The following is a 19,307-nucleotide window of genomic DNA, read 5'->3' on the forward strand; positions in this document are numbered from 1 at the left end:
AGGCCAAGGCGTCGACTCGTCAGTCACTCGCTGAACAAGGTAACCACTGAAACTTAACTCAAACTGAATGAACCGCTCTAGAACGCGGGTTTCAGTGATGTCAAAACGCGACCATTCCTACAGCAACTTCACCGTCATCTTCTTCAGTTTACAACAATGCCATCTGCCTGCCCGGTGGGCAGAATGCGCTGCAATCCAGGTTGAATCCTTCGCGTCGATTCAACCCCAAACGCTTGATCGCCTTGCTGAAGCGTTGAGCCAGTAAATCGGCAAACGGCCCTTCACCCCTCATGCGCACACCGAAGCGACTGTCATACACCTCACCGCCGCGCACCTGACGCACCAGGCTCATCACATGAGCCGCACGTTGCGGATAGTGTGCCGCCAGCCACTCCTCGAACAGCGGCGCTACTTCCAATGGCAGGCGCAGCATCATGTACGCCGCGCTTTGCGCACCGGCCGCATGGGCCTCGGTCAGCAGGCTTTCCAGCTCACTGTCGTTGATCATCGGAATCATCGGTGAGCACAACACGCCCACCGGGATACCCGCGTCGCGCATCACCCGAATGGCCCGCAATCGGGCCTTGGGCGCCGCCGTGCGGGGCTCCAGGATGCGCTTGAGCTCGTCATCCAGGCTGGTGAGGCTGATCATCACCGCCACCAGGCGCTGACGGGCCAACTCGGTGAGCAGGTCCAGATCACGCAGGATCAGCGAGCCCTTGGTGATGATCGTCACCGGGTGCCGGTAGCGTAGCAGCACTTCAAGGATTTGCCGCGTGATCCTGTATTCGCGCTCGATAGGCTGGTACGGATCGGTGTTGGAGCCCAGGTTGATCGGCGCGCACACATAGCCAGGCTTGGACAGCTGTTGCTCCAGCACATCGGCCGCATTGCTCTTGGCGATCAGCCGGGTCTCGAAGTCGAGCCCTGGCGACATGTCCCAATAGGCATGGCTGGGCCGCGCATAACAATAGATGCACCCATGCTCACAGCCGCGGTAAGGGTTGATCGAGCGATCGAACGGCAAATCCGGCGAGTTGTTGCGGGTGATGATGGTTTTGGCCGTTTCGATACGTACCTCGGTGCCCTGAGTGGGCGGCACCTCCTGGTACCAGCCGTCGTCCTCGGCCACGCTGAGCGTAGGTGCAAACCGGTTGTGCAGGTTGGTGGCCGTGCCCCGACCCCGGGGCGGCAGCGCAGTAGTCATGAAAACGCCTCGATACTGTTTTTATATACAGTATCGAGGCGCGAGGCTGCTGACCAGTGCCGTTGGGCGGCGGGGGAAAAATCAGTGCTTTTGCGTCACCTGCCCCAGATCATCACCCGAGGTGGTGTGCATATCGTTTTTGCGCAGGTCCGCCACATCGCTGGCGTTTACCGGAGCACCCTGGTTGCCCCAACTGCCACGGATAAAGCTGACCACATCCGCCACTTCCTGGTCCGACAAGCGCCAGGCGAACGCCGGCATGGTGAAGGTAGAAGGCGCAGTGTGCGTCGCCGGCAAGGTGCCGCCGTTCAGCACGATGTTGATCAACGAGGTGGCGTCCGCCGTCTGCACTACCGGGTTGCCCGCCAGCGCCGGGAACACCCGCGTATAGCCATGACCATCGGTGCGGTGGCAGGCCGCGCAGTTGTCGATATACACCGAGGCGCCCGCCTTGCTGTCATCGCCTTTCCAAAGCGCTTCGGCTACCTGCTTGTCGTACTGGTGCGGCTGGTCCTTCGGATCGACTGCCGGCAGGCTCTTGAGGTATCGGGCGATAGCCGTCAGGTCATCTTCCGACATGTACTGCATGCTATGGACGACAACATCGCTCATACCGCCGAACACCGCACTGCGGTCACTGCGGCCGGTCTTGAGAAACTGCACCAGTTGCTCTTCGCTCCAGCTGCCGAGGCCGTCCTTGTGGTCGCCGCGCAGGCTTTTCGCAATCCAGCCCTCCAGCGGCGCGCTGCCAGACAGGAAGTCATTGCCGTCAGTGGCACTCAGGGCTTTTTCCTGCATGGTCAGGGCACGCGGCGTATGGCAGGCGCCGCAATGTCCCAGGCCCTCCACCAGGTACGCGCCACGGCTGATCACCGGATCCGCAGCGGCTTGGGCCTGCTGCGCCTCGACCGCCGGCGCAAACATCCAGCGCCACGCGGCCAACGGCCAACGCATGCTCAAAGGCCAGGGGATATCGCTGTCCTTGTTCTCTTGAGCGACCGGCTCGACGCCCTTCATGAAATACGCATACAGCGCTTGCATATCGCTGTCGCTGACACGCGCGTAAGACGGGTAGGGCATCGCCGGGTAAAGCGTACTACCGTTCTTGGCGACGCCATGGCGCACGGCCTTGTCGAAGTCTTCGAAGCTGTAGTCGCCCAGGCCGGTTTTGTCCGGGGTGATGTTGGTGGAATAGATCACACCGATGGGGGTTTCCATCGGCAGGCCACCGGCGAAGGGTTTGCCACCCTTGGCGGTGTGGCAGGCGACGCAGTCGCCGGCACGTGCCAGGTATTCACCCTGCTTGATCAAGTCGGTTTCGGCGGCGCTGATCGAGCAACTGCTGAACAGCGCCAGGGAGGCGATAACGAATGCTTTCATGGTCATCGCTCCTTATGCCTGAACCAGTGGGCCGGGGTTTTTGAGGTACTGATCGCGAATCGCTCGAGCCGACCAATAAGTCAACGCTGCCACCAGGCCGGTAGGGTTATAGCCCAAGCCTTGTGGGAAAGCAGACGCGCCCGGGACGAACACGTTGTGCACATCCCAGCACTGCAGGTAGCGGTTCAACGCACTGGTTTTCGGGTCGGTGCCCATGATCGCGCCACCGTTGAGGTGGGTGGTCTGGTAGGAGGCGGTATTGAAATGCTCACCGACCTTTTTACCCAGCACGGCGATGGCCTTGGGGTTCATGGCTTGGGCCACTTTGCCCATTTTTTCCATCATGAAACGGTTCATCTTGATGTCGTTTTCTTGCCAGTCGAAGGTCATGCGCAGCAGCGGCAGGCCGTAGGCATCGCGGTAGACCGGGTCCAGGTCCAGGTAGTTGCTGCGGTAGGACTGATGGGCACCGTGGGAATCCATGGAGACCTGATGGGTGTAGTAATCGGCGGTGGCGCGCTTCCAGGCGCTGCCCCAGGCCGGCGTACCCGGCGGGTTGGACGTACCGGCAATGGGCCGACTGCCCGCCTGGTTGACCCACATCGGCGAGCCTCCGACAAAACCGTGGGGACCGTGGTCAAAGTTGTCGGCGTTGAAGTCGTCGATGGCCACGCCATTGCCGCCCGCACCGATAAAGTTGTTGGTGTGGGTGTCCTTGTCGAAGAACGCCTTGATGGTGCCCATGTTCTGGTAGGCGAAGTTCCTGCCCACCACGCCTTCGTTGGTAATCGGGTCGTAGGGTTTGCCGATGCCGGACAGCAGCATCAGGCGCACGTTATGGAACTGGAATGCGCCAAGAATCACCAGGTCGGCCGGTTGTTCGCATTCGCGGCCCTGGGCGTCGATGTAGGTGACTCCGGTGGCTTTCTTCTTGGTGCTGTCGAGGTTGACCTTGAGCACGTGGGAGTTGGGCCGCAACTCGAAGTTGGGTACCTGGCGCAGGGCCGGCAAGATGTTCACGTTCGGCGAGGCCTTGGAGTACATGTAGCACACGTAGCCACTGCAAAAACCGCAGAAGTTGCACGGGCCCATCTGTGCACCGTAGGGGTTGGTGTACGGCCCCGACGTGTTGGCCGACGGCAGGTTGTAAGGTTTGTAACCTACGTCGGTCGCCGCTTTCTGAAACAGCTGGGCGGAGACGGTATTTTTCTGCGCTTCAAGCGGGAACGGGTTGGAACGATCCGGTGCGTAGGGGTTGCCGCCACGGCCTTCGCCGACCAATTGGCCTTTAACGGTCCAGGCTTGCCCGGAGGTGCCGAAGACTTTTTCCGCATAGTCGAAAAACGGCTCCAGCTCTTCATAGCTGACGCCGAAGTCCTGGATGGTCATGTCCTTGGGAATAAAGTTCTTCCCGTAGCGCTCTTCGTAATGGCTGCGCATACGCAACTCGATCGGATCAACGCGAAAATGCACGCCCGACCAGTGCAGCCCCGCGCCACCAACGCCATTACCCGGCAAGAACGCGCCCAACTGACGATTGGGCAGGGCAACGTCATTCACGCTGTGGCGAATGGTCACCGTTTCTTTGGAGATGTCCTGGAACAGCTTCTTACGCACGCTGTAGGTCAATTCGTCGATGACCTGGGGATAGTTGCCGTCTGGGTAAGTGTCCTGCATCGGGCCGCGCTCCAGCGCTACCACGTTGAGGCCAGCTTCTGTCAGCTCCTTGGCCATGATTGCGCCGGTCCAGCCGAAACCAACAATCACCGCATCCACTTTCTTCATGATGGTCGCCACGTTTATGCCCTCTCGCCGCGAATGGAAACAGCCGGGAAGGGGTATTGCTCGTTGCGTTCCACCCAATCCATAAAGTCGGCACGGGCGCCGGGGAAGCCGATCATGGTCCAGCCGACCATGCCTTTATTACCGCCGTGGATAGGGTCGCAGAAGAAGCCTTCCTTGGTGTTTTGCAGCAAAAGGTTAAAGAACATCCTGGGCGGCACGGCGTCGAAGTGCGCCGCCACTTCGCTGCCGCCAGCCTCCAGACGCCTAAGCATATCGTCTCGGGTAGCGCTGTCTTGATCAGCAAAAGCTTTACCGTTGAACGCTTTCGACCACGCATCCGTAGCAGCAATACCCAGGCGATAGATCTCCTTGGGCACCAATTTGCTCTGCCAGCCCATCTCCGGCGCTGCATCGGCGTTAAACGGGCCTTGCATGAACCACAGGGCGCCACTGGCGTAAGGGGTGTTCATCTGGCGGTCGATGTATTCCGGCGCGCCAGCCTCCAGAGCGCCTGGGCCTTGGGCGTCAGCGGGAATCAGGCGCTCGACGGCGGCGTTGATAAACACCCATTCCTCGGCCGTGAAATAGCTCGGCTCATAGGCTTTACCGCTCGCCGCAGGTTTGGCTGGCGCCGCCTGGGCAGGCTCAGGCGTGGCCATCAGCATCGAACCACCCAGGCCGGTGCTGGCAACCGTGACCACCGGGATCAAGGTCAAGGATTTGCGTAGAAAGTCACGCCGGGGGTTGTCTTGATCTTGATCAGACATGGGTACACCTCATCATGTGGTCACGGGTTTATCCGCCGCTTCTGGGAGCAGCGTGAAGGCTTTGTCGCTAATTGGATCCAAGCAGATACAGCACAATGGCAAACATTAGTTACAAATGATAGCAGGCTAAGAATTCAGCGATATCGATTCGGTGACAAAAACACCGGATCAGATCGCAAGTATCACGATTCTTTGACGCCGACCTCACGCTGTATTGACCCGCTTTAAGTGACTCTGCGGCCCATCAGCCACTTCCCAGCTCAGTCACAACGTTCATATTCAACACACGCTTACTGCTGGTTCTCGGCCTGGCGCTCATGAGCCTGTTCAACACCGTACAAGCCGATGAGGCTGCGTCGATCCGCTCGCCGGAATGGGCCCAGCCGGTGGGTAACCAATACAACCTGCACCAAATGACACCCACGCTCTATCGCAGCGCCTTGCCGGACGAGCGTGCGCTGCCCCTATTGCAGAAACTCAGGATCGCTACGGTCATCAACTTCCTGCCGGAATCTGATGCGCAGTGGCTTCAATCATCTGATATCAAACAGGTGCAGTTGAGCTATCGCACCAACCACGTCGACGATTCCGAGGTGCTGGCGGCGATCAGAGCGATTCAGGCAGTTGCGTACAGCTTTGGCGAATGGGGATTGCAGCACCAGCGCCTTTGCGTTGTGCTCAATGAAAGACTGGATCACCACAACGGGTAAGGAAGAGAAAAAATTGTAGGAGCGAGCTTGCTCGCGAAAAACTCAACAACGCCACTGTTTATCCAGGAAACGCGCGTTATCGTTGACGTTCTTCGCGAGCAAGCTCGCTCCTACAGTGAGCGCGGGGTTAGTCTTTTTTCAGTTTCGGGTTGGGGAAGAACTGCACTGCCTGCACTTTAGGGTCCGCCGGCGCTTTCAACGCCGACGTATTGACCCGCGTGCCCAGCTCTTTAGGCACCGACAGGCCTTGATCATTCAGCGTATCGGTATACCCGCAGGCCACGCATTCGCGGTGCGGCACGCTGTCTTCGGTCCACATCTTCAACTTGTCCGGCTCGCTGCACGCCGGGCAGACCGCCCCGGCGATAAATTGCTTTTTGGTAATCACAGGCCCTTCACTCATGCTGCCGCGTCCTCACTCAAGCCGCTGTGGCGCAAGAGTGCGTCAATCGACGGCGCCCGTCCGCGGAAATCGACGAACAGCACCATCGGCGCCTGGGAACCGCCACGCGCCAGGATCGCTTCGCGAAACGCACGCCCGGTCTGGGCATTGAGCACGCCGTCTTCTTCGAACTTGGAGAAGGCGTCGGCCGAAAGCACTTCGGCCCATTTGTAGCTGTAGTAACCCGCCGCATAACCACCGGCGAAAATGTGCGCGAAGCTGTTGGGGAAGCGGTTGTAGGCCGGCGGACGCATCACCGAAACTTCATCGCGTACACCTTCAAGCACCTGGGCCGCACTGCGGCCATCGCCATGGGTGGCGTGCAGCTCGAAGTCGAACAACGAAAACTCTAGCTGGCGGACCATCATCAGGCCGGACTGGAAGTTTTTCGCGGCGAGCATTTTTTCCAGCAGGTCCTGAGGCAGTGGCTCACCGGTTTCGTAATGGCCGGAGATCAGCGCCAGGCCCTCGGGCTCCCAGCACCAGTTCTCCATGAATTGGCTCGGCAATTCCACGGCATCCCACGCCACGCCGTTGATGCCGGATACACCGGCGTGTTCAACGCGGGTCAGCAGGTGATGCAGGCCGTGGCCGAATTCGTGGAACAGAGTGGTGACTTCATCATGGGTCAGCAGCGCAGGCTTGCCGCTGTCGGCCGGCGTGAAGTTGCACACCAGGTTGGCGACCGGGCTTTGCAACACGCCATCGACGGTGCGACGACGATCGCGGGCACCGTCCATCCAGGCACCGCCACGCTTGTTGGCACGGGCATACAGGTCAAAGAAGAAGCGCCCGACATGCTCGCCGTTTTCCTTGATTTCAAACAGGCGAACGTCAGGGTGCCAGGTGTCGAAACCCTTCTGCTCGGCAATCTCGATGCCGTACAGGCGCTGCACGATGGCAAACAGACCGCCCAGCACCTTGTCGATCGGGAAGTACGCACGCAGCGCTTCCTGAGACACGCTGTAGCGCTGCTCACGCAATTTTTCGCCATAGAAACCGCTGTCCCAGCTTTGCAGGTCGGCGCAGCCTTGTTCGGCGGCGTATGCCTTGAGCTGTTGCAAGTCCTGGGTAGCAAACGGCTTGCTGCGCTTGGCCAGGTCCCGCAGGAAGCTCAGCACCTGATCGCTGGATTCGGCCATCTTGGTCGCCAGGCTCAACTCGGCGAAGGAGGCATAACCCAATAATTGGGCCAGCTCCTGACGCAGGTCGAGGATCTGTTCCATCACCGGGCCGTTATCGTTCTGACCGGCATTTGGGCCTTGGTCCGACGCACGGGTGCAGTAGGCCGCGTAGACCTCTTCACGCAGGGCGCGGTCCTGGGCATAGGTCATCACGGCGTAATAGCTGGGGAATTCCAGGGTGATCAACCAGCCATCGAGGCCCTTGGCCTGGGCGGCCGCAGCCATTTGCGCCTTGGCCGAGTCAGTCAAGCCGGCAAGGGTGGTTTCATCGGTGACGTGTTTGGTCCAGGCCTGGGTAGCGTCCAGCAACTGGTTGGAGAATTTGCTGCCCAGCTCGGACAGCTTGCTTTGCACTTCGGCGTAGCGCTTTTGCTGCTCCGGCGGCAAGTCGATACCCGACAGGCGGAAATCGCGCAGGGAATGCTCCAGAATGGTTTTTTGCGCCACGTCGAAACCCGCGGCCTCGGGGCTGTTGGCCAAGGCTTCGAAAGCCTGGAACAGTTCACGGTTCTGGCCCATCTCGGTGGAGTAAGCGCTCAAGGCCGGCAGGCAAGCCTCGTAGGCTTCACGCAGCTCGGCGCTGTTGCATACGGCATTGAGGTGGCTGACCGGGCTCCAGGCGGCGCCAAGGCGATCATTGAGCTCATCCATGGCCAGGACCAGACCGGCCCATGTCGGATTTTTGCCCTGGCTTTGCAGGATGTCTGCGATAGCCAAACGGTTGTCGGCAAGGATCTGTTCGATGGCCGGCTGGACGTGCTCGGCACGAATCGCCGAGAACGGCGGCAGGTCGTAGGACTGCAAAAGAGGGTTGTTCGCGCTCACGGTGGGCACCTTGGCTGAAGAAACATGTAAGAACAAAGATGGGGCCATCTTAATTACAATCAACACCCACCGCAGCTATCAGCAGAAGAGAGAGAGGCTATCGTGACCCTTCGCACCTATCAGAACCACACGCCAACCCTGGGCGCCGGGGCTTTTGTCGATATTTCGGCGGTGGTGATCGGCGATGTCGAAATCGGCACCGACAGCTCGGTTTGGCCGCTGACGGTGATTCGCGGCGACATGCACCGCATCCGCATCGGCGCCCGCACCAGCGTGCAGGACGGCTGCGTGCTGCACATCACCCACGCTGGGCCATTCAATCCCGAGGGTTTCCCGCTGCTGATCGGCGACGACGTGACCATCGCCCATAAGGTCATGCTGCATGGCTGCACCGTCGGCAACCGTGTCCTGATCGGCATGGGCAGCATTGTGATGGACGGTGCCGTGGTTGAAGACGACGTCATCATCGGCGCCGGCAGCCTGGTGCCGCCTGGCAAGAAACTCGACAGCGGCTTCCTGTACGTGGGCAGCCCGGTTAAACAGGTCCGCGCGCTGACGGACAAGGAGCGTGCCTTTTTCACCTACAGCGCAGCGAACTACGTGAAGCTCAAAGACCTGCACCTGGCAGAAGGATTCGATCAATGACCCTCAACCACCCAACGGTCCTCTTCGACCTGGACGGCACGCTCACCGACCCGCGTGAGGGCATTACCCGCTCGATCCAGTACGCTCTTGGCAAATTGGGTATCGACGAACCCGACCTGACCAAGCTTGAGCACTTCATCGGCCCGCCTCTGCTGCAAGCGTTCATGCAGTTCTACGGTTTCGACGAGGCCAAGGCCTGGGAAGCGGTAAATTTCTACCGTGAGCGCTTCAAGGTCACCGGTTTGTATGAAAACCGCGTGTTCGACGGCGTGATGCCATTGCTGGAGGAACTCAACAGCCAAGGGCGCCAGCTGTACGTGGCTACCTCCAAGCCGTGGGAATTTGCCCGCGAGATTGCGCGGCATTTCGACTTCGCCAAGCACTTCAAGGTGATCTACGGCAGTGAGCTGGACGGCACGCGTACCAACAAGGTCGAATTGATCGCGCATTTGATGCGTGAGGAACGGCTGGACCCGGCCACCACCCTGATGATCGGTGATCGCAAGCATGACTTGATAGGGGCACGCAGTAATGGGCTGGATTCAGCCGCCGTGGGGTATGGGTTTGGTAGTTTTGAAGAGCTGAATGCAGAGGCACCGACCTGGCATTTCGAGACGTTGGACCAGATGCATCAGGCGTTTTTGCAGCGTCCTTGAGACCGCTTTCGCAAGCAAGCCAGCTCCCACAGTTGACCGCATTCTCATGTTGAAAATCGGTCAACTGTGGGAGCTGGCTTGCCTGCGATAAGGCCCTAAAGGCCAACCTTCTCCAACTGCCTCAACGCCGCCTTACGCTGCTCCACCGGCAGCTCACCCAACTTATCCACCGCCGCATAAAACCTCACCCAATCCCCACCTTCCTGCGCAAACAACGCCGCAAACGCTGGCACCCACTGGTCATACAGCCCGAACGGCAACAGCCGTGCGTTATTCATCGGCTGGTTGATCCACGCGTCATACCGCTTGTCTGCGCCCCATTGGCTATCGCGCAGTTGCCGGTATTCACTACGCAATTGCTCAAATTGCGCGGCTTTGGCCAGGCGCATCACGTTTGCGGCCAACGGCTGCGCATACAGCGCTTCCAGGCGTTTACGCGTACCCAGAATCAGCCGGATAAATTCATCACGCTGCTTGAGCGCCGCATCGCTGACCGGCGCCAGGCCTCTGGCCGCACGCCATTGGCGGGTGCCCTCCTGTTCGACGAAGCTGGCGTAGGACTCGTTGAACTCGGTGTCATCCTTCACGTAAAAACGCTGGTGGGCCAGTTCATGGAAAATCAGGGTGGCGAGGCGCTCATCGCCCCAACTCATCATCGAGCTCATGATCGGGTCGTTAAACCAACCCAGGGTGGAATAGGCTTCGACGCCACCGATCGACACGTCCATGCCCTGTTGGCGCAACAGCGCCGCTTCGCCCCGCGCCGCACCTTGGCTGTAATAGCCGCGATAGGCGACGCAACCGGCAATCGGGAAGCAATGGTTTTCAGGCGACAGTGAAAATTCCTGCGTGGCGAACACATTCCAGACCACATAGGGTCGGCCAATATCGGCGTACAAGCGATAACTTTGGTTGTCAGGCAGATGCAACTGCTCACTGGCAAAGGTTCGCGCTTTCTGCGATTGAGCAAGGTGCTCGCGCAGCAATTGCGGGCGAGAAGGGTCGGCGATGACCTCGGCAACCGGTTCCCGGGCCCGTAGCAATTGCCACTGACCGCTCGCCAACTGGCTGTAGTAATTGACGCTGGAGCAACCGCTGAGCAGCACAACCATCAACCCTGGAAGAAAACGCCTGATCATGCCCCGACTGCTCCTGGCTGGTTTATTCGCCAGACTATCGCGCTTGAATGGGATTTTTCCACGGCGCGGCGTGTTTATACTCAAACCTCTCCTTGCGTCGAGTACTCGCCATGCGTCAATTTTTTCTTGCAGTCGCCGCCCTGTTGCTCGGCGCTTGCACCTCGACACCCATCCCGCCTGTCGACCCGCAACAGGCCTGGGTGGATTTCACCACGCCGACGCCGGGCTCAAAACTGGTGATGGCTCAGCGCCTGGACGGAAAAAACCTCAACGACGGGCGCTACTTCCAAATGCCTCCCGGCCCTCACGAGCTGATGGTGCGCTTTGACTTTGAAGTGCCCGCCGGCGGCGGTTTGGGTGGCCTGAGCCAGATGATGTATCGGACCTGCTTCATGACTCTGCAGTACGACCATTTCCAGGCCGGCCAACGCTATGTGCTTGAAGGTCGCTCGCTGGCGTTCACGCCCAACATCCGGCTCTATGACTCAGCGCGCCAGTTGCTGGCAGAAGAGCGCAGCGTGAACTGCATCTGAATCAGTCGTCGTTTTTCTGATAAAGAATGCGCTTGGTACCGTTTTCACACGAACCGACAATCATCGCTTCGTCATGATTCTTGGCTTCTTCGGCCGTGATGATTTCCAGGGTGTAGGACGGAATCGCCTTGGCCTGGATCTTCACTTCGATTTCTTTCCTGAGCTCTTCACAATCTTTTGGCGCGGCCACGGCCGAAGTGGCCAATACACCGCAGATGATTGCCAAGGCAAAACGTTTCATGTGTGTAGCTCCCTGAATGCGCTGCGCACGAGTGTGCGCCTAGGCTGCATGGGCTATTCGACCACATTTCGCAAACACGAGTTCTACTTTAAGCGCCAAACTGGATATGGGAGGGAGTTTGCCCCCTCCCATAAGCAAGTGCGGTGTCAGCTGACCAGCGTGGCATTCAGGGTGATGGTGGCATTCAGCACTTTGGACACTGGGCATCCTTCCTTGGCCTTTTTGCTCAGCTCATCGAACTGCGCTTGGCTCGCGCCCGGGATCTTGGCCTTGAGGATCAGATGCACGGCAGTAATCGCAAAACCGCCCTCGACCTGGTCCAGGGTCACTTCGGCCTGGGTATCAATGCTGTCAGCCTTGAGCCCGGCGTCGCCAAGAATCATGGAAAACGCCATGGAGAAACAGCCGGCGTGAGCTGCGCCGATAAGCTCTTCAGGGTTGGTGCCCTTGCCGCCTTCGAAACGGGCCTTGAAGCCGTAGGGCGCTTCGCGCAGCACGCCTGTTTCGGTGGAGATCGAACCCAGGCCAGTCTTCAGATCACCTTCCCAATGCGCGGATGCCTTTTTAACGATACTCATAGCTTTCTCCTCGAACGGTGGTTTTGCGTCAGTAAGGGTTCTGAGGATAGACGCCTCGGCAAAGTTCACTCGTAAGAAAAACCTAGTGATTAAGTAGGAAATTTCGCGGCTACTATTGAATCTCGGGTATATGCCCTCATTGCATAGGGTATGCACATGCAGCGGCAGGTTTTAGCTCGTTTAAAAAAGCCTGTACGCCCTATTGGAGAAGCAGGCTGATGAAATCGCTGTCCGACGTTAAGTTTTCGACCCTCGACCTGGTGCCCGTGCGTGCCAATGGCAGCCCGGCGCAGTCGCTGCGCAATTCTCTGGATTTGGCCCAGCACGTGGAAAAGTTCGGCTACACCCGCTTCTGGGTAGCCGAGCACCACAATATGGATGGCATCGCCAGTTCAGCCACCTCGGTACTGCTCGGCTATCTGGCCGGCGGCACCTCGACCATTCGCGTCGGTTCCGGCGGCGTCATGTTGCCTAACCACGCGCCCTTGGTGATTGCCGAACAGTTCGGCACCCTGGAAAGCCTCTACCCCGGTCGTATCGACCTGGGCCTGGGCCGCGCGCCCGGCTCCGACCAGATGACCGCCCGCGCCCTGCGCCGTGAACGCTCCGGCAGTGCCGATGACTTCCCCGAAGACGTGGCCGAACTCATGGCCTACCTGGGCCCGCGCACGCCAGACCAACGGGTAATCGCCGTGCCGGGCACAGGCACCAATGTGCCAGTCTGGCTGTTGGGTTCGAGCCTGTTCAGCGCGCAATTGGCCGGTGAGCGTGGCTTGCCCTACGCCTTTGCCTCCCATTTCGCACCGCGCCTGATGCATGAGGCGATTCGTGTGTATCACAATCACTTCAAGCCTTCGGCGGTGCTGGATAAGCCCTACGTGATGCTTGGCATTCCGCTTGTGGCAGCCGACACCGATGAGCAGGCCGATTACCTGGCCACCTCGGTGTACCAGCGTATTCTCGCGTTGATGCGCGGCCAGAGCCTGGTGCAGCGCCCTCCAGTCAAAACCATGGACGGCCTGTGGTTGCCCCATGAAAAAGACGCGGTCGGTAGCTTCCTTGGTTTGGCCATGGTGGGCAGCCCGGCGAAGATTCGCGCCAAGCTGGCGGTGTTGATCGAGCAGACCGGCGCCGATGAGCTGATTTTTACCAGTGACCTGTATGAGCACGCCGATCGGATTCATTCCTACGAGCTGCTTGCACAAGTGATGAAGGGCTGAAATCCAGGCGAAAAAAACCGACGCACTTGCGTCGGTTTTTTATGTCCACAACACGAGATTAACCGCGCTTGTAGGCAATTTCCTTGGTGCCACCTTCGCAGGTGCCAACTACTTTGTGGTCACTTGGCGTAGCACCTTTGTCCACCACTTCCAGCGAATACCCCGAAGCACCCTTGGCGTCGATTTTCGCGGCAATTTCGCTTTTCAGCTCTTCACAAGGCTTGCCCGCCGCCATCGCCGTACCCGCAATGCTCAACAAACCCACCGCCAACAGAAACTTCTTCATCCGTTACTTTCCTTGCGCTGATCAAAAAGAGCGTGCCAACGCTCATCGCATCGGCACGCATTCGTTGTAGCGCAGGTTATGGCAATCGGCCAGCGGGCAAAGTTCAACTCTGCCGATTAACTACTGGCAATTCGGAATCCCACTTTGAGCGTGACCTGGAAGTGCGCAGCCTTGCCGTCCTTGATGTGACCACGGGTTTCGGTCACCTCAAACCACTCCAGGTGCTTGATGCTTTTGTTGGCTTCAGCCAAAGCATTGTTGATTGCGTCTTCAATGCTGGTGGTGGAAGAGCCCACCAGTTCGACTTTTTTGTAGGTGTGATGATCACTCATGGCGTTTCTCCTGTAGGTCGTCAATCAAGACTAGCAGCGAATGTGCTTACTGCTTCTGGCGACCGCTGGGAGGTGAAAGTTCAGAATTACTGCACTTTCTGAAACCGGCGCAGTCGGTATCTACACACGTCACTCAATCACTTCAGGAGATGTCCACATGGCCAACACTTCTTTACGCAAAGCGTCGCTGGAAAGCATGGAAGCCGAGATTTCGAGCCTGCTCAAATCTCTGGAGAGCCTCAAGGACGACGCGTCCGATGAGTCGCGCAAAACGCTGAAGGCCTTGAAAAGCAATGCCGAGAACGCCCTCAAGCACTCTCGCCACCTGATCAGCGACGCCTACGAGGAAAGCAAAGTCAAAATCCGCGAAACCGGTGCTGCTACCCGCGACTACGCCCAAGAGCACCCATGGACCACCGCCGGCGTCGCCGTCGGTGCATTGGGCCTGCTGGCCGCCTACCTGCTGTGCAAGCGCGGTGACTGATTAACCGGTTACACGGGTTGGCGCAACAGCTCAGCCTTGAGCCATTGCGCCAACTGCCCGGCGCGTCCGTCCGCGGCGCGCTTGGGTAGCCACAATGCCAGGTGCGCCGGGGTTTCGCTGAAGCCCCACGGCGCCACCAGGCGACCCGCTCGCAGGTCCTCTGCCACCAGCGGTTCTGGCGCAATTGCCACTCCCAGTCCGGCTACTGCCGCTTCCAGCAAATAATATAAATGCTCAAAACCCTGGCCGAGTTTCAACGCGCCGGGCTCGATGCCGTGTTGCCGCGCCCAGCTGGGCCAGGCTTGGGGGCGTGAGGTGGTGTGCAACAACGCTTCGCTTAACAACGCGGTCGCCGGAGCCTGACGCAACTGTTCGAAACCTGCAAAACGAGGGCTCAGGACCGGGCCGATACGCTCGCTGGCCAGCTCATACACCTGCATATCGGCCGGCCACGGCGGCTCGGCGAATACCAGCAAAGCGTCCAGCCCAGGGCGGCGAGGGTCAAGATCGCCTTCTCCCGCCGACAGGTGCAGGCGCAAATCGGGCAGGTCCGCATTCAAGCGCCCCAACCGCGGGATAAACCAGCGTGCCAGCAAGCTGCCCGAGCAGCCGAGCACGAAGGGCGCGTCGGCGCCGCTTTGGGTGAGTTCGGCGCACACGTCCCGCAGCCGCTCGAACGCCTCTGCGCTGGCATCACGAAGCCGTACGCCCGCATCTGTGAGTTTAAGGCCACGTCCATCCTTGACGAACAAGCTCACACCCAGATGTTCTTCCAATACTTTCAGCTGCCGGCTCACCGCACCGTGGGTCACGTGCAGTTGCTGTGCAGCTTGGCTGACGCTACTGAGGCGGGCGGTGGCTTCAAAAGCACGCAGGGCATTGAGGGGTGGAAGGTCGCGGCTCATATGTGAGTTTTCCTGACAGGTTACGGCGATCTTATCGGTTTTCAGGCCCAAGCGTCAGGGGTAGAGTGGTGGTCATTGCCTCTCACACACATTTATTCCTGGAGCGTCCCATGACCCAGTCCCAGACCGATCTACGCAATGGCCCTGACGCCAGTGGCCTGTTTGGTGCGTTCGGCGGCCGCTACGTGGCCGAAACCCTGATGCCGTTGATCCTCGACCTGGCCCGTGAATACGAAGCGGCCAAGGTGGATCCGGCGTTCAATGAAGAATTGGCCTACTTCCAGCGCGATTACGTCGGACGCCCAAGCCCGCTGTACTTTGCCGAACGCCTGACCGAGTTTTGTGGCGGCGCCAAGATCTACCTCAAGCGCGAAGAGCTCAACCACACCGGCGCGCACAAAATCAACAATTGCATCGGCCAGATCCTGCTGGCGCGGCGCATGGGCAAAAAACGCATCATCGCCGAGACCGGCGCCGGTATGCACGGCGTGGCCACCGCTACCGTTGCCGCACGCTTTGGCTTGCAGTGCGTGATCTACATGGGCACCACCGACATTGAGCGCCAGCAGGCTAACGTGTTCCGCATGAAGCTGTTGGGCGCCGAAGTGATCCCGGTGGTCGCCGGCACCGGCACCCTCAAAGACGCCATGAACGAAGCCCTGCGTGACTGGGTGACCAACGTCGACAGCACCTTCTACCTGATCGGCACCGTGGCCGGTCCGCACCCTTACCCGGCCATGGTGCGCGACTTCCAGGCCGTGATCGGCAAGGAAACCCGCACCCAGCTGCAAGCCCAGGAAGGCCGCCTGCCGGACAGCCTGGTGGCGTGCATCGGTGGCGGCTCCAACGCCATGGGCCTGTTCCACCCGTTCCTGGATGACACCAGCGTCGACATCATCGGCGTGGAAGCTGCCGGCCATGGCATTGAAACCGGCAAGCACGCCGCCAGCCTCAACGGCGGCGTACCCGGCGTTCTGCACGGCAACCGCACCTTCCTGCTGCAGGACGACGACGGCCAGATCATCGACGCCCATTCGATTTCCGCCGGCCTTGATTACCCAGGCATCGGCCCTGAACACGCCTGGTTGCATGACATTGGCCGCGTCCAGTACACCTCGGTAACTGACGACGAAGCCCTGGATGCCTTCCACAAATGCTGCCGCCTGGAAGGGATTATTCCCGCACTGGAAAGCGCCCACGCCCTGGCTGAAGTGTTCAAGCGCGCACCCACCCTGCCCAAGGATCATCTGATGGTGGTCAACCTCTCCGGCCGTGGCGACAAAGATATGCAGACCGTGATGCATCACATGGAACAGTCCAAGCAGGAGAAACACTAAATGAGCCGCCTGCAAACCCGCTTTGCGCAACTCAAGGAACAAAACCGTGCCGCCCTGGTGACCTTCGTCACCGCTGGCGACCCGGGCTATGACGCCTCGCTGGCGATCCTCAAGGGCTTGCCGGCAGCCGGCGCCGACGTGATCGAGCTGGGTATGCCCTTCACCGACCCGATGGCCGACGGCCCGGCCATTCAACTGGCCAATATCCGTGCATTGGAGGCCAAGCAAAACCTGGCGAAAACCCTGCAAATGGTGCGCGAGTTCCGCACCGGCGACAGCGACACACCCCTGGTGTTGATGGGCTACTTCAACCCGATTCACAAATACGGTGTGCCGCAGTTTATTGCCGATGCGAAGGCAGCCGGCGTCGACGGCCTGATCGTGGTCGACATGCCACCTGAGCACAACGGCGAGCTGTGCGACCCGGCTCAGGCCGCAGGCATCGACTTTATTCGCCTGACCACGCCGACCACCGATGACGTGCGTTTGCCGACGGTGCTCAACGGCAGTTCCGGCTTTGTGTATTACGTGTCGGTAGCAGGCGTGACCGGCGCTGGCGCCGCCACGCTGGAACATGTCGAAGAAGCGGTCACGCGTCTGCGTCGCCATACCGACCTGCCGATCAGCATCGGCTTCGGTATTCGTACACCGGAACAAGCAGCGGCGATTGCGCGCCTGGCCGACGGTGTGGTGGTGGGTTCGGCACTGATCGATCACATTGCCAATGCCGACAGCGACCAGCAAGCGATCGATGGCGTGCTGAGTCATTGCGCGGCGCTGTCGGCAGGTGTGCGTAACGCACGCAAGTAAGCACCTGCGTGTTGATACTTGCGCTACGCTTGAGGGGTGACGCTACGTCACCCCCAACGCACTTCCATGCCTATAGCCGTCTAACCGCCCCCGCAAGCCCCCCGCATTTCTTGCCCCACGGTCGTTAAGTTAGTTGCATCAGAAGTCATCCCTGGCTCTCAGGAGTACATCATGGCCTTTGATCTCATTACCTCTTCAGACTCCCGTCACTCAACCTTGCAAAAGGGCTTCAACCTGCGCTGGCCGTTGGGCAATGTGCAGGGTCAGTCTTCGCAAAATGGCGCCAACCTGATCTACCTCTGCCGCAACCCACAAGACATCATTGACGCCGCCGCGCAGGCATTGGCCCTTGCCAATGGGCGCATTACGGTACGCAGCGGTGGCCATTGCTATGAAGGTTTCGTCGCCAACAAGATGCCCGATAGCCCACATGAGGTGCTGTCGATCCTGGATATCAGTGCGCTTAACCGAGTGGTCTACGACGCCAACGGGCAAATCGGCTCCGAGCTGATCCCCGGCGCAACTGAACGCTATAGCTTTCGCCTGGAAGCCGGCGGCCAAAACTGGGACGCCTATGTCGCGTTATACAAGCTGGCCAACAAAACCCTGCCCGGTGGCTCGTGTTACTCAGTGGGCTTGGGCGGGCATATCTGTGGCGGTGGGTATGGCTTGCTGTCGCGAAAATATGGGTTGGTGTGTGACTGGCTGAGCGGGGTGGATATCCTGGTGCCTGATAGCCAGGGCAAGGGCCTCGTACCGCGTCATGTTTCCAGGCACAGCATCGACCAGGACGAACTGGACCTGTTTGCTGCGTGCTGCGGTGCGGGTGGCGGGCAGTTCGGCATCATCACCAGCTATTACTTCAAAGACCTGCCACCGGCACCGAAAGAGGTGCTGTGGTTGGTGTTGGAATGGGACTGGTCGGTACTGACCAAGCCTGCACTCGATAACCTGCTGGTAGCCTATCAGTCTTGGTTCGCCAGCAATCAAAGCAACACGAACACCTGGGGCCTGGCGACCAAGCTGGAGATGCGCCATCAGCACACGGGCAATGTGACGTTGGGTATTCACTACGTTGACAAGGACGGTGCATTGAACGATCGAGCCCCTTTCGACGATTTTGTCGGCAAAATGCTGACCGCCATCGGGTTGCCTGCTACCGAGTCACTGGTGCCGTTTCACGTCATCCATCAGCCGCGTGGCAGCTGCGCCGGGCGCGTCATTAATTCATTGGCGTCCGCCGAGCAAGCTACCCAACGCCTGGATTGGCTGGTATGCCAACAGACATTGAATGGCTCGGGAGACAACCAGCGTGGGCGTTATAAGTCGGCTTACCAGAAGGGCGCGTTCAGCCCTCAAGTACTGGACGCCATCTGGACCACATTGACCTGGCCAGACCCTGATATCCACCTGACACAAAGCCTTATCCAGATTCAGTCTTTCGGCGGCCAGATCAATGCCGCCAGCGGGCCGGTGCGCAGGGAGTCGTCAGCCGCTCAGCGCTCGTCATACCTGAAGTGGCAACCACAATGTTACTGGCGCGGCGACAGCGCCGCCTCCGATCAGGCTCATGCCGACTGGATCCAAGGACTGTACTTCAACGCGTTTGCCGATGATCACGGGGTGCCAATCAACAATGCGTTCGAAGGGTGCTACATCAACTACCCGGACCTCGACATGACACACATTGGCGGCAATCCGACCCATGCCAAAAACCCCGATTGGTACAAGATTTTCTTCCCTGACCTCATGATCGAAAGCCGCCTGCGACGCACTAAAAAATACTGGGATCCGCACAATGTGTTTCGCAACGAGATGTCCGTGCCATCAGCGCCATAAAA

Annotated in this window: 20 protein-coding genes and 1 pseudogene; 9 read left to right on the forward strand and 12 right to left on the reverse strand. The window is 59.4% G+C overall.

From position 1 onward, the window contains the following. Positions 1–148: 148 nt before the first annotated feature. The 4 genes from JFT63_RS09690 to JFT63_RS09705 form a co-directional block, all read right to left on the reverse strand. The gene (locus JFT63_RS09690; RefSeq protein WP_198843854.1) at positions 149–1,207 is read right to left on the reverse strand and encodes a PA0069 family radical SAM protein; all 1,059 of its coding nucleotides are present in this window, start codon (positions 1,205–1,207) and stop codon (positions 149–151) included. Positions 1,208–1,288: 81 nt separating this feature from the next. After that, positions 1,289–2,587, reverse strand: a complete 1,299-nt coding sequence (locus JFT63_RS09695) for a cytochrome c (protein ID WP_057701811.1) — start codon at positions 2,585–2,587, stop codon at positions 1,289–1,291. A gap of 12 nt (positions 2,588–2,599) precedes the next feature. Continuing rightward, positions 2,600–4,384: a GMC family oxidoreductase gene (locus JFT63_RS09700; RefSeq protein ID WP_198843855.1), complete on the reverse strand. Its 1,785-nt coding sequence runs from the start codon at positions 4,382–4,384 to the stop codon at positions 2,600–2,602. A 2-nt stretch (positions 4,385–4,386) separates the two neighbouring features. Next, positions 4,387–5,139 (reverse strand): gluconate 2-dehydrogenase subunit 3 family protein, encoded by a 753-nt coding sequence (locus JFT63_RS09705; RefSeq protein ID WP_198843856.1) that lies wholly within the window; start codon positions 5,137–5,139, stop codon positions 4,387–4,389. Positions 5,140–5,414: 275 nt separating this feature from the next. Between JFT63_RS09705 and JFT63_RS09710 the strand changes: the two are divergent. Further along, positions 5,415–5,868, forward strand: a pseudogene (locus tag JFT63_RS09710) (hypothetical protein). A 108-nt stretch (positions 5,869–5,976) separates the two neighbouring features. On the opposite strand, the gene JFT63_RS09715 reads toward JFT63_RS09710, so the two are convergent. Together JFT63_RS09715 and prlC are read right to left on the reverse strand one after the other, a co-directional pair. After that, positions 5,977–6,252, reverse strand: a complete 276-nt coding sequence (locus JFT63_RS09715; RefSeq protein ID WP_017528719.1) for a YheV family putative zinc ribbon protein — start codon at positions 6,250–6,252, stop codon at positions 5,977–5,979. Further along, positions 6,249–8,300 carry an oligopeptidase A gene (gene prlC, locus JFT63_RS09720; protein ID WP_332875236.1) on the reverse strand — a complete coding sequence of 684 codons (2,052 nt, stop codon included), beginning with the start codon at positions 8,298–8,300 and terminating at the stop codon, positions 6,249–6,251. Before prlC ends, JFT63_RS09715 begins: the two co-directional genes overlap by 4 nt. A gap of 102 nt (positions 8,301–8,402) precedes the next feature. Between prlC and JFT63_RS09725 the strand changes: the two genes are divergently transcribed. Both JFT63_RS09725 and JFT63_RS09730 read left to right on the forward strand, forming a co-directional pair. Continuing rightward, complete coding sequence (locus JFT63_RS09725; RefSeq protein WP_057975185.1) at positions 8,403–8,945, forward strand: gamma carbonic anhydrase family protein; 543 nt, start codon at positions 8,403–8,405, stop codon at positions 8,943–8,945. After that, positions 8,942–9,601, forward strand: a complete 660-nt coding sequence (locus tag JFT63_RS09730) for an HAD family hydrolase (protein WP_057701816.1) — start codon at positions 8,942–8,944, stop codon at positions 9,599–9,601. The genes JFT63_RS09725 and JFT63_RS09730 overlap by 4 nt, the downstream gene beginning before the upstream one ends. Positions 9,602–9,696: 95 nt before the next feature. Here JFT63_RS09730 and JFT63_RS09735 read toward each other — a convergent pair whose 3' ends face one another. Then, positions 9,697–10,740 (reverse strand): aminopeptidase, encoded by a 1,044-nt coding sequence (locus tag JFT63_RS09735; RefSeq protein ID WP_198843858.1) that lies wholly within the window; start codon positions 10,738–10,740, stop codon positions 9,697–9,699. Between the two features lie 110 nt (positions 10,741–10,850). On the opposite strand from JFT63_RS09735, the gene JFT63_RS09740 reads away from it, so the two are divergent. Continuing rightward, positions 10,851–11,273, forward strand: a complete 423-nt coding sequence (locus tag JFT63_RS09740; protein WP_057701818.1) for a PA0061/PA0062 family lipoprotein — start codon at positions 10,851–10,853, stop codon at positions 11,271–11,273. 1 nt (position 11,274) lies between these two features. On the opposite strand, the gene JFT63_RS09745 is transcribed toward JFT63_RS09740, so the two are convergent. After that, positions 11,275–11,514: a DUF1161 domain-containing protein gene (locus JFT63_RS09745; RefSeq protein ID WP_057701819.1), complete on the reverse strand. Its 240-nt coding sequence runs from the start codon at positions 11,512–11,514 to the stop codon at positions 11,275–11,277. A gap of 146 nt (positions 11,515–11,660) precedes the next feature. Continuing rightward, positions 11,661–12,092, reverse strand: a complete 432-nt coding sequence (locus tag JFT63_RS09750) for an OsmC family protein (RefSeq protein WP_198843859.1) — start codon at positions 12,090–12,092, stop codon at positions 11,661–11,663. A 218-nt stretch (positions 12,093–12,310) separates the two neighbouring features. On the opposite strand from JFT63_RS09750, the gene JFT63_RS09755 reads away from it, so the two are divergent. Beyond that, positions 12,311–13,312, forward strand: coding sequence for an LLM class flavin-dependent oxidoreductase (locus JFT63_RS09755; RefSeq protein ID WP_198843860.1), 1,002 nt, complete (start codon positions 12,311–12,313; stop codon positions 13,310–13,312). Positions 13,313–13,370: 58 nt separating this feature from the next. On the opposite strand, the gene JFT63_RS09760 is transcribed toward JFT63_RS09755, so the two are convergent. Continuing rightward, the gene (locus JFT63_RS09760; protein WP_057701821.1) at positions 13,371–13,598 is read right to left on the reverse strand and encodes a DUF1161 domain-containing protein; all 228 of its coding nucleotides are present in this window, start codon (positions 13,596–13,598) and stop codon (positions 13,371–13,373) included. A 116-nt stretch (positions 13,599–13,714) separates the two neighbouring features. Next, positions 13,715–13,930, reverse strand: coding sequence for a dodecin (locus tag JFT63_RS09765; protein WP_005783406.1), 216 nt, complete (start codon positions 13,928–13,930; stop codon positions 13,715–13,717). A gap of 157 nt (positions 13,931–14,087) precedes the next feature. Here JFT63_RS09765 and JFT63_RS09770 point away from each other — a divergent pair, with 157 nt between their 5' ends. Beyond that, positions 14,088–14,414, forward strand: coding sequence for a DUF883 family protein (locus JFT63_RS09770; protein ID WP_016969656.1), 327 nt, complete (start codon positions 14,088–14,090; stop codon positions 14,412–14,414). An 8-nt stretch (positions 14,415–14,422) separates the two neighbouring features. Here the strand turns inward: JFT63_RS09770 and JFT63_RS09775 are convergent, their stop codons facing one another. Further along, complete coding sequence (locus JFT63_RS09775; protein WP_057701822.1) at positions 14,423–15,319, reverse strand: LysR family transcriptional regulator; 897 nt, start codon at positions 15,317–15,319, stop codon at positions 14,423–14,425. 110 nt (positions 15,320–15,429) lie between these two features. Between JFT63_RS09775 and trpB the strand changes: the two genes are divergently transcribed. The 3 genes from trpB to JFT63_RS09790 all read left to right on the forward strand — a co-directional run bounded on the left by trpB (position 15,430) and on the right by JFT63_RS09790 (position 19,305). Beyond that, the gene (gene trpB / locus JFT63_RS09780) at positions 15,430–16,656 is read left to right on the forward strand and encodes a tryptophan synthase subunit beta (protein ID WP_057701823.1); all 1,227 of its coding nucleotides are present in this window, start codon (positions 15,430–15,432) and stop codon (positions 16,654–16,656) included. Beyond that, positions 16,657–17,466: a tryptophan synthase subunit alpha gene (gene trpA, locus JFT63_RS09785; RefSeq protein ID WP_057701824.1), complete on the forward strand. Its 810-nt coding sequence runs from the start codon at positions 16,657–16,659 to the stop codon at positions 17,464–17,466. 171 nt (positions 17,467–17,637) lie between these two features. Beyond that, positions 17,638–19,305 carry a BBE domain-containing protein gene (locus JFT63_RS09790; protein WP_198843861.1) on the forward strand — a complete coding sequence of 556 codons (1,668 nt, stop codon included), beginning with the start codon at positions 17,638–17,640 and terminating at the stop codon, positions 19,303–19,305. Positions 19,306–19,307: the final 2 nt, after the last annotated feature.

The organism is Pseudomonas sp. MF7453 (assembly GCF_016405455.1).
Taxonomy (GTDB): Bacteria; Pseudomonadota; Gammaproteobacteria; order Pseudomonadales; family Pseudomonadaceae; genus Aquipseudomonas; species Aquipseudomonas paralactis.

Coding starts and splice junctions, on each gene's coding strand:
- JFT63_RS09690 (WP_198843854.1), bottom strand. CDS start 1,207: ATGACTACTGCGCTGCCGCCCCGGGGTCGGGGCACGGCCACCAACCTG.
- JFT63_RS09695 (WP_057701811.1), bottom strand. CDS start 2,587: ATGAAAGCATTCGTTATCGCCTCCCTGGCGCTGTTCAGCAGTTGCTCG.
- JFT63_RS09705 (WP_198843856.1), bottom strand. CDS start 5,139: ATGTCTGATCAAGATCAAGACAACCCCCGGCGTGACTTTCTACGCAAA.
- JFT63_RS09715 (WP_017528719.1), bottom strand. CDS start 6,252: ATGAGTGAAGGGCCTGTGATTACCAAAAAGCAATTTATCGCCGGGGCG.
- JFT63_RS09730 (WP_057701816.1), top strand. CDS start 8,942: ATGACCCTCAACCACCCAACGGTCCTCTTCGACCTGGACGGCACGCTC.
- JFT63_RS09735 (WP_198843858.1), bottom strand. CDS start 10,740: ATGATCAGGCGTTTTCTTCCAGGGTTGATGGTTGTGCTGCTCAGCGGT.
- JFT63_RS09740 (WP_057701818.1), top strand. CDS start 10,851: ATGCGTCAATTTTTTCTTGCAGTCGCCGCCCTGTTGCTCGGCGCTTGC.
- JFT63_RS09745 (WP_057701819.1), bottom strand. CDS start 11,514: ATGAAACGTTTTGCCTTGGCAATCATCTGCGGTGTATTGGCCACTTCG.
- JFT63_RS09750 (WP_198843859.1), bottom strand. CDS start 12,092: ATGAGTATCGTTAAAAAGGCATCCGCGCATTGGGAAGGTGATCTGAAG.
- JFT63_RS09755 (WP_198843860.1), top strand. CDS start 12,311: ATGAAATCGCTGTCCGACGTTAAGTTTTCGACCCTCGACCTGGTGCCC.
- JFT63_RS09760 (WP_057701821.1), bottom strand. CDS start 13,598: ATGAAGAAGTTTCTGTTGGCGGTGGGTTTGTTGAGCATTGCGGGTACG.
- JFT63_RS09765 (WP_005783406.1), bottom strand. CDS start 13,930: ATGAGTGATCATCACACCTACAAAAAAGTCGAACTGGTGGGCTCTTCC.
- JFT63_RS09770 (WP_016969656.1), top strand. CDS start 14,088: ATGGCCAACACTTCTTTACGCAAAGCGTCGCTGGAAAGCATGGAAGCC.
- JFT63_RS09775 (WP_057701822.1), bottom strand. CDS start 15,319: ATGAGCCGCGACCTTCCACCCCTCAATGCCCTGCGTGCTTTTGAAGCC.
- trpB (WP_057701823.1), top strand. CDS start 15,430: ATGACCCAGTCCCAGACCGATCTACGCAATGGCCCTGACGCCAGTGGC.
- trpA (WP_057701824.1), top strand. CDS start 16,657: ATGAGCCGCCTGCAAACCCGCTTTGCGCAACTCAAGGAACAAAACCGT.
- JFT63_RS09790 (WP_198843861.1), top strand. CDS start 17,638: ATGGCCTTTGATCTCATTACCTCTTCAGACTCCCGTCACTCAACCTTG.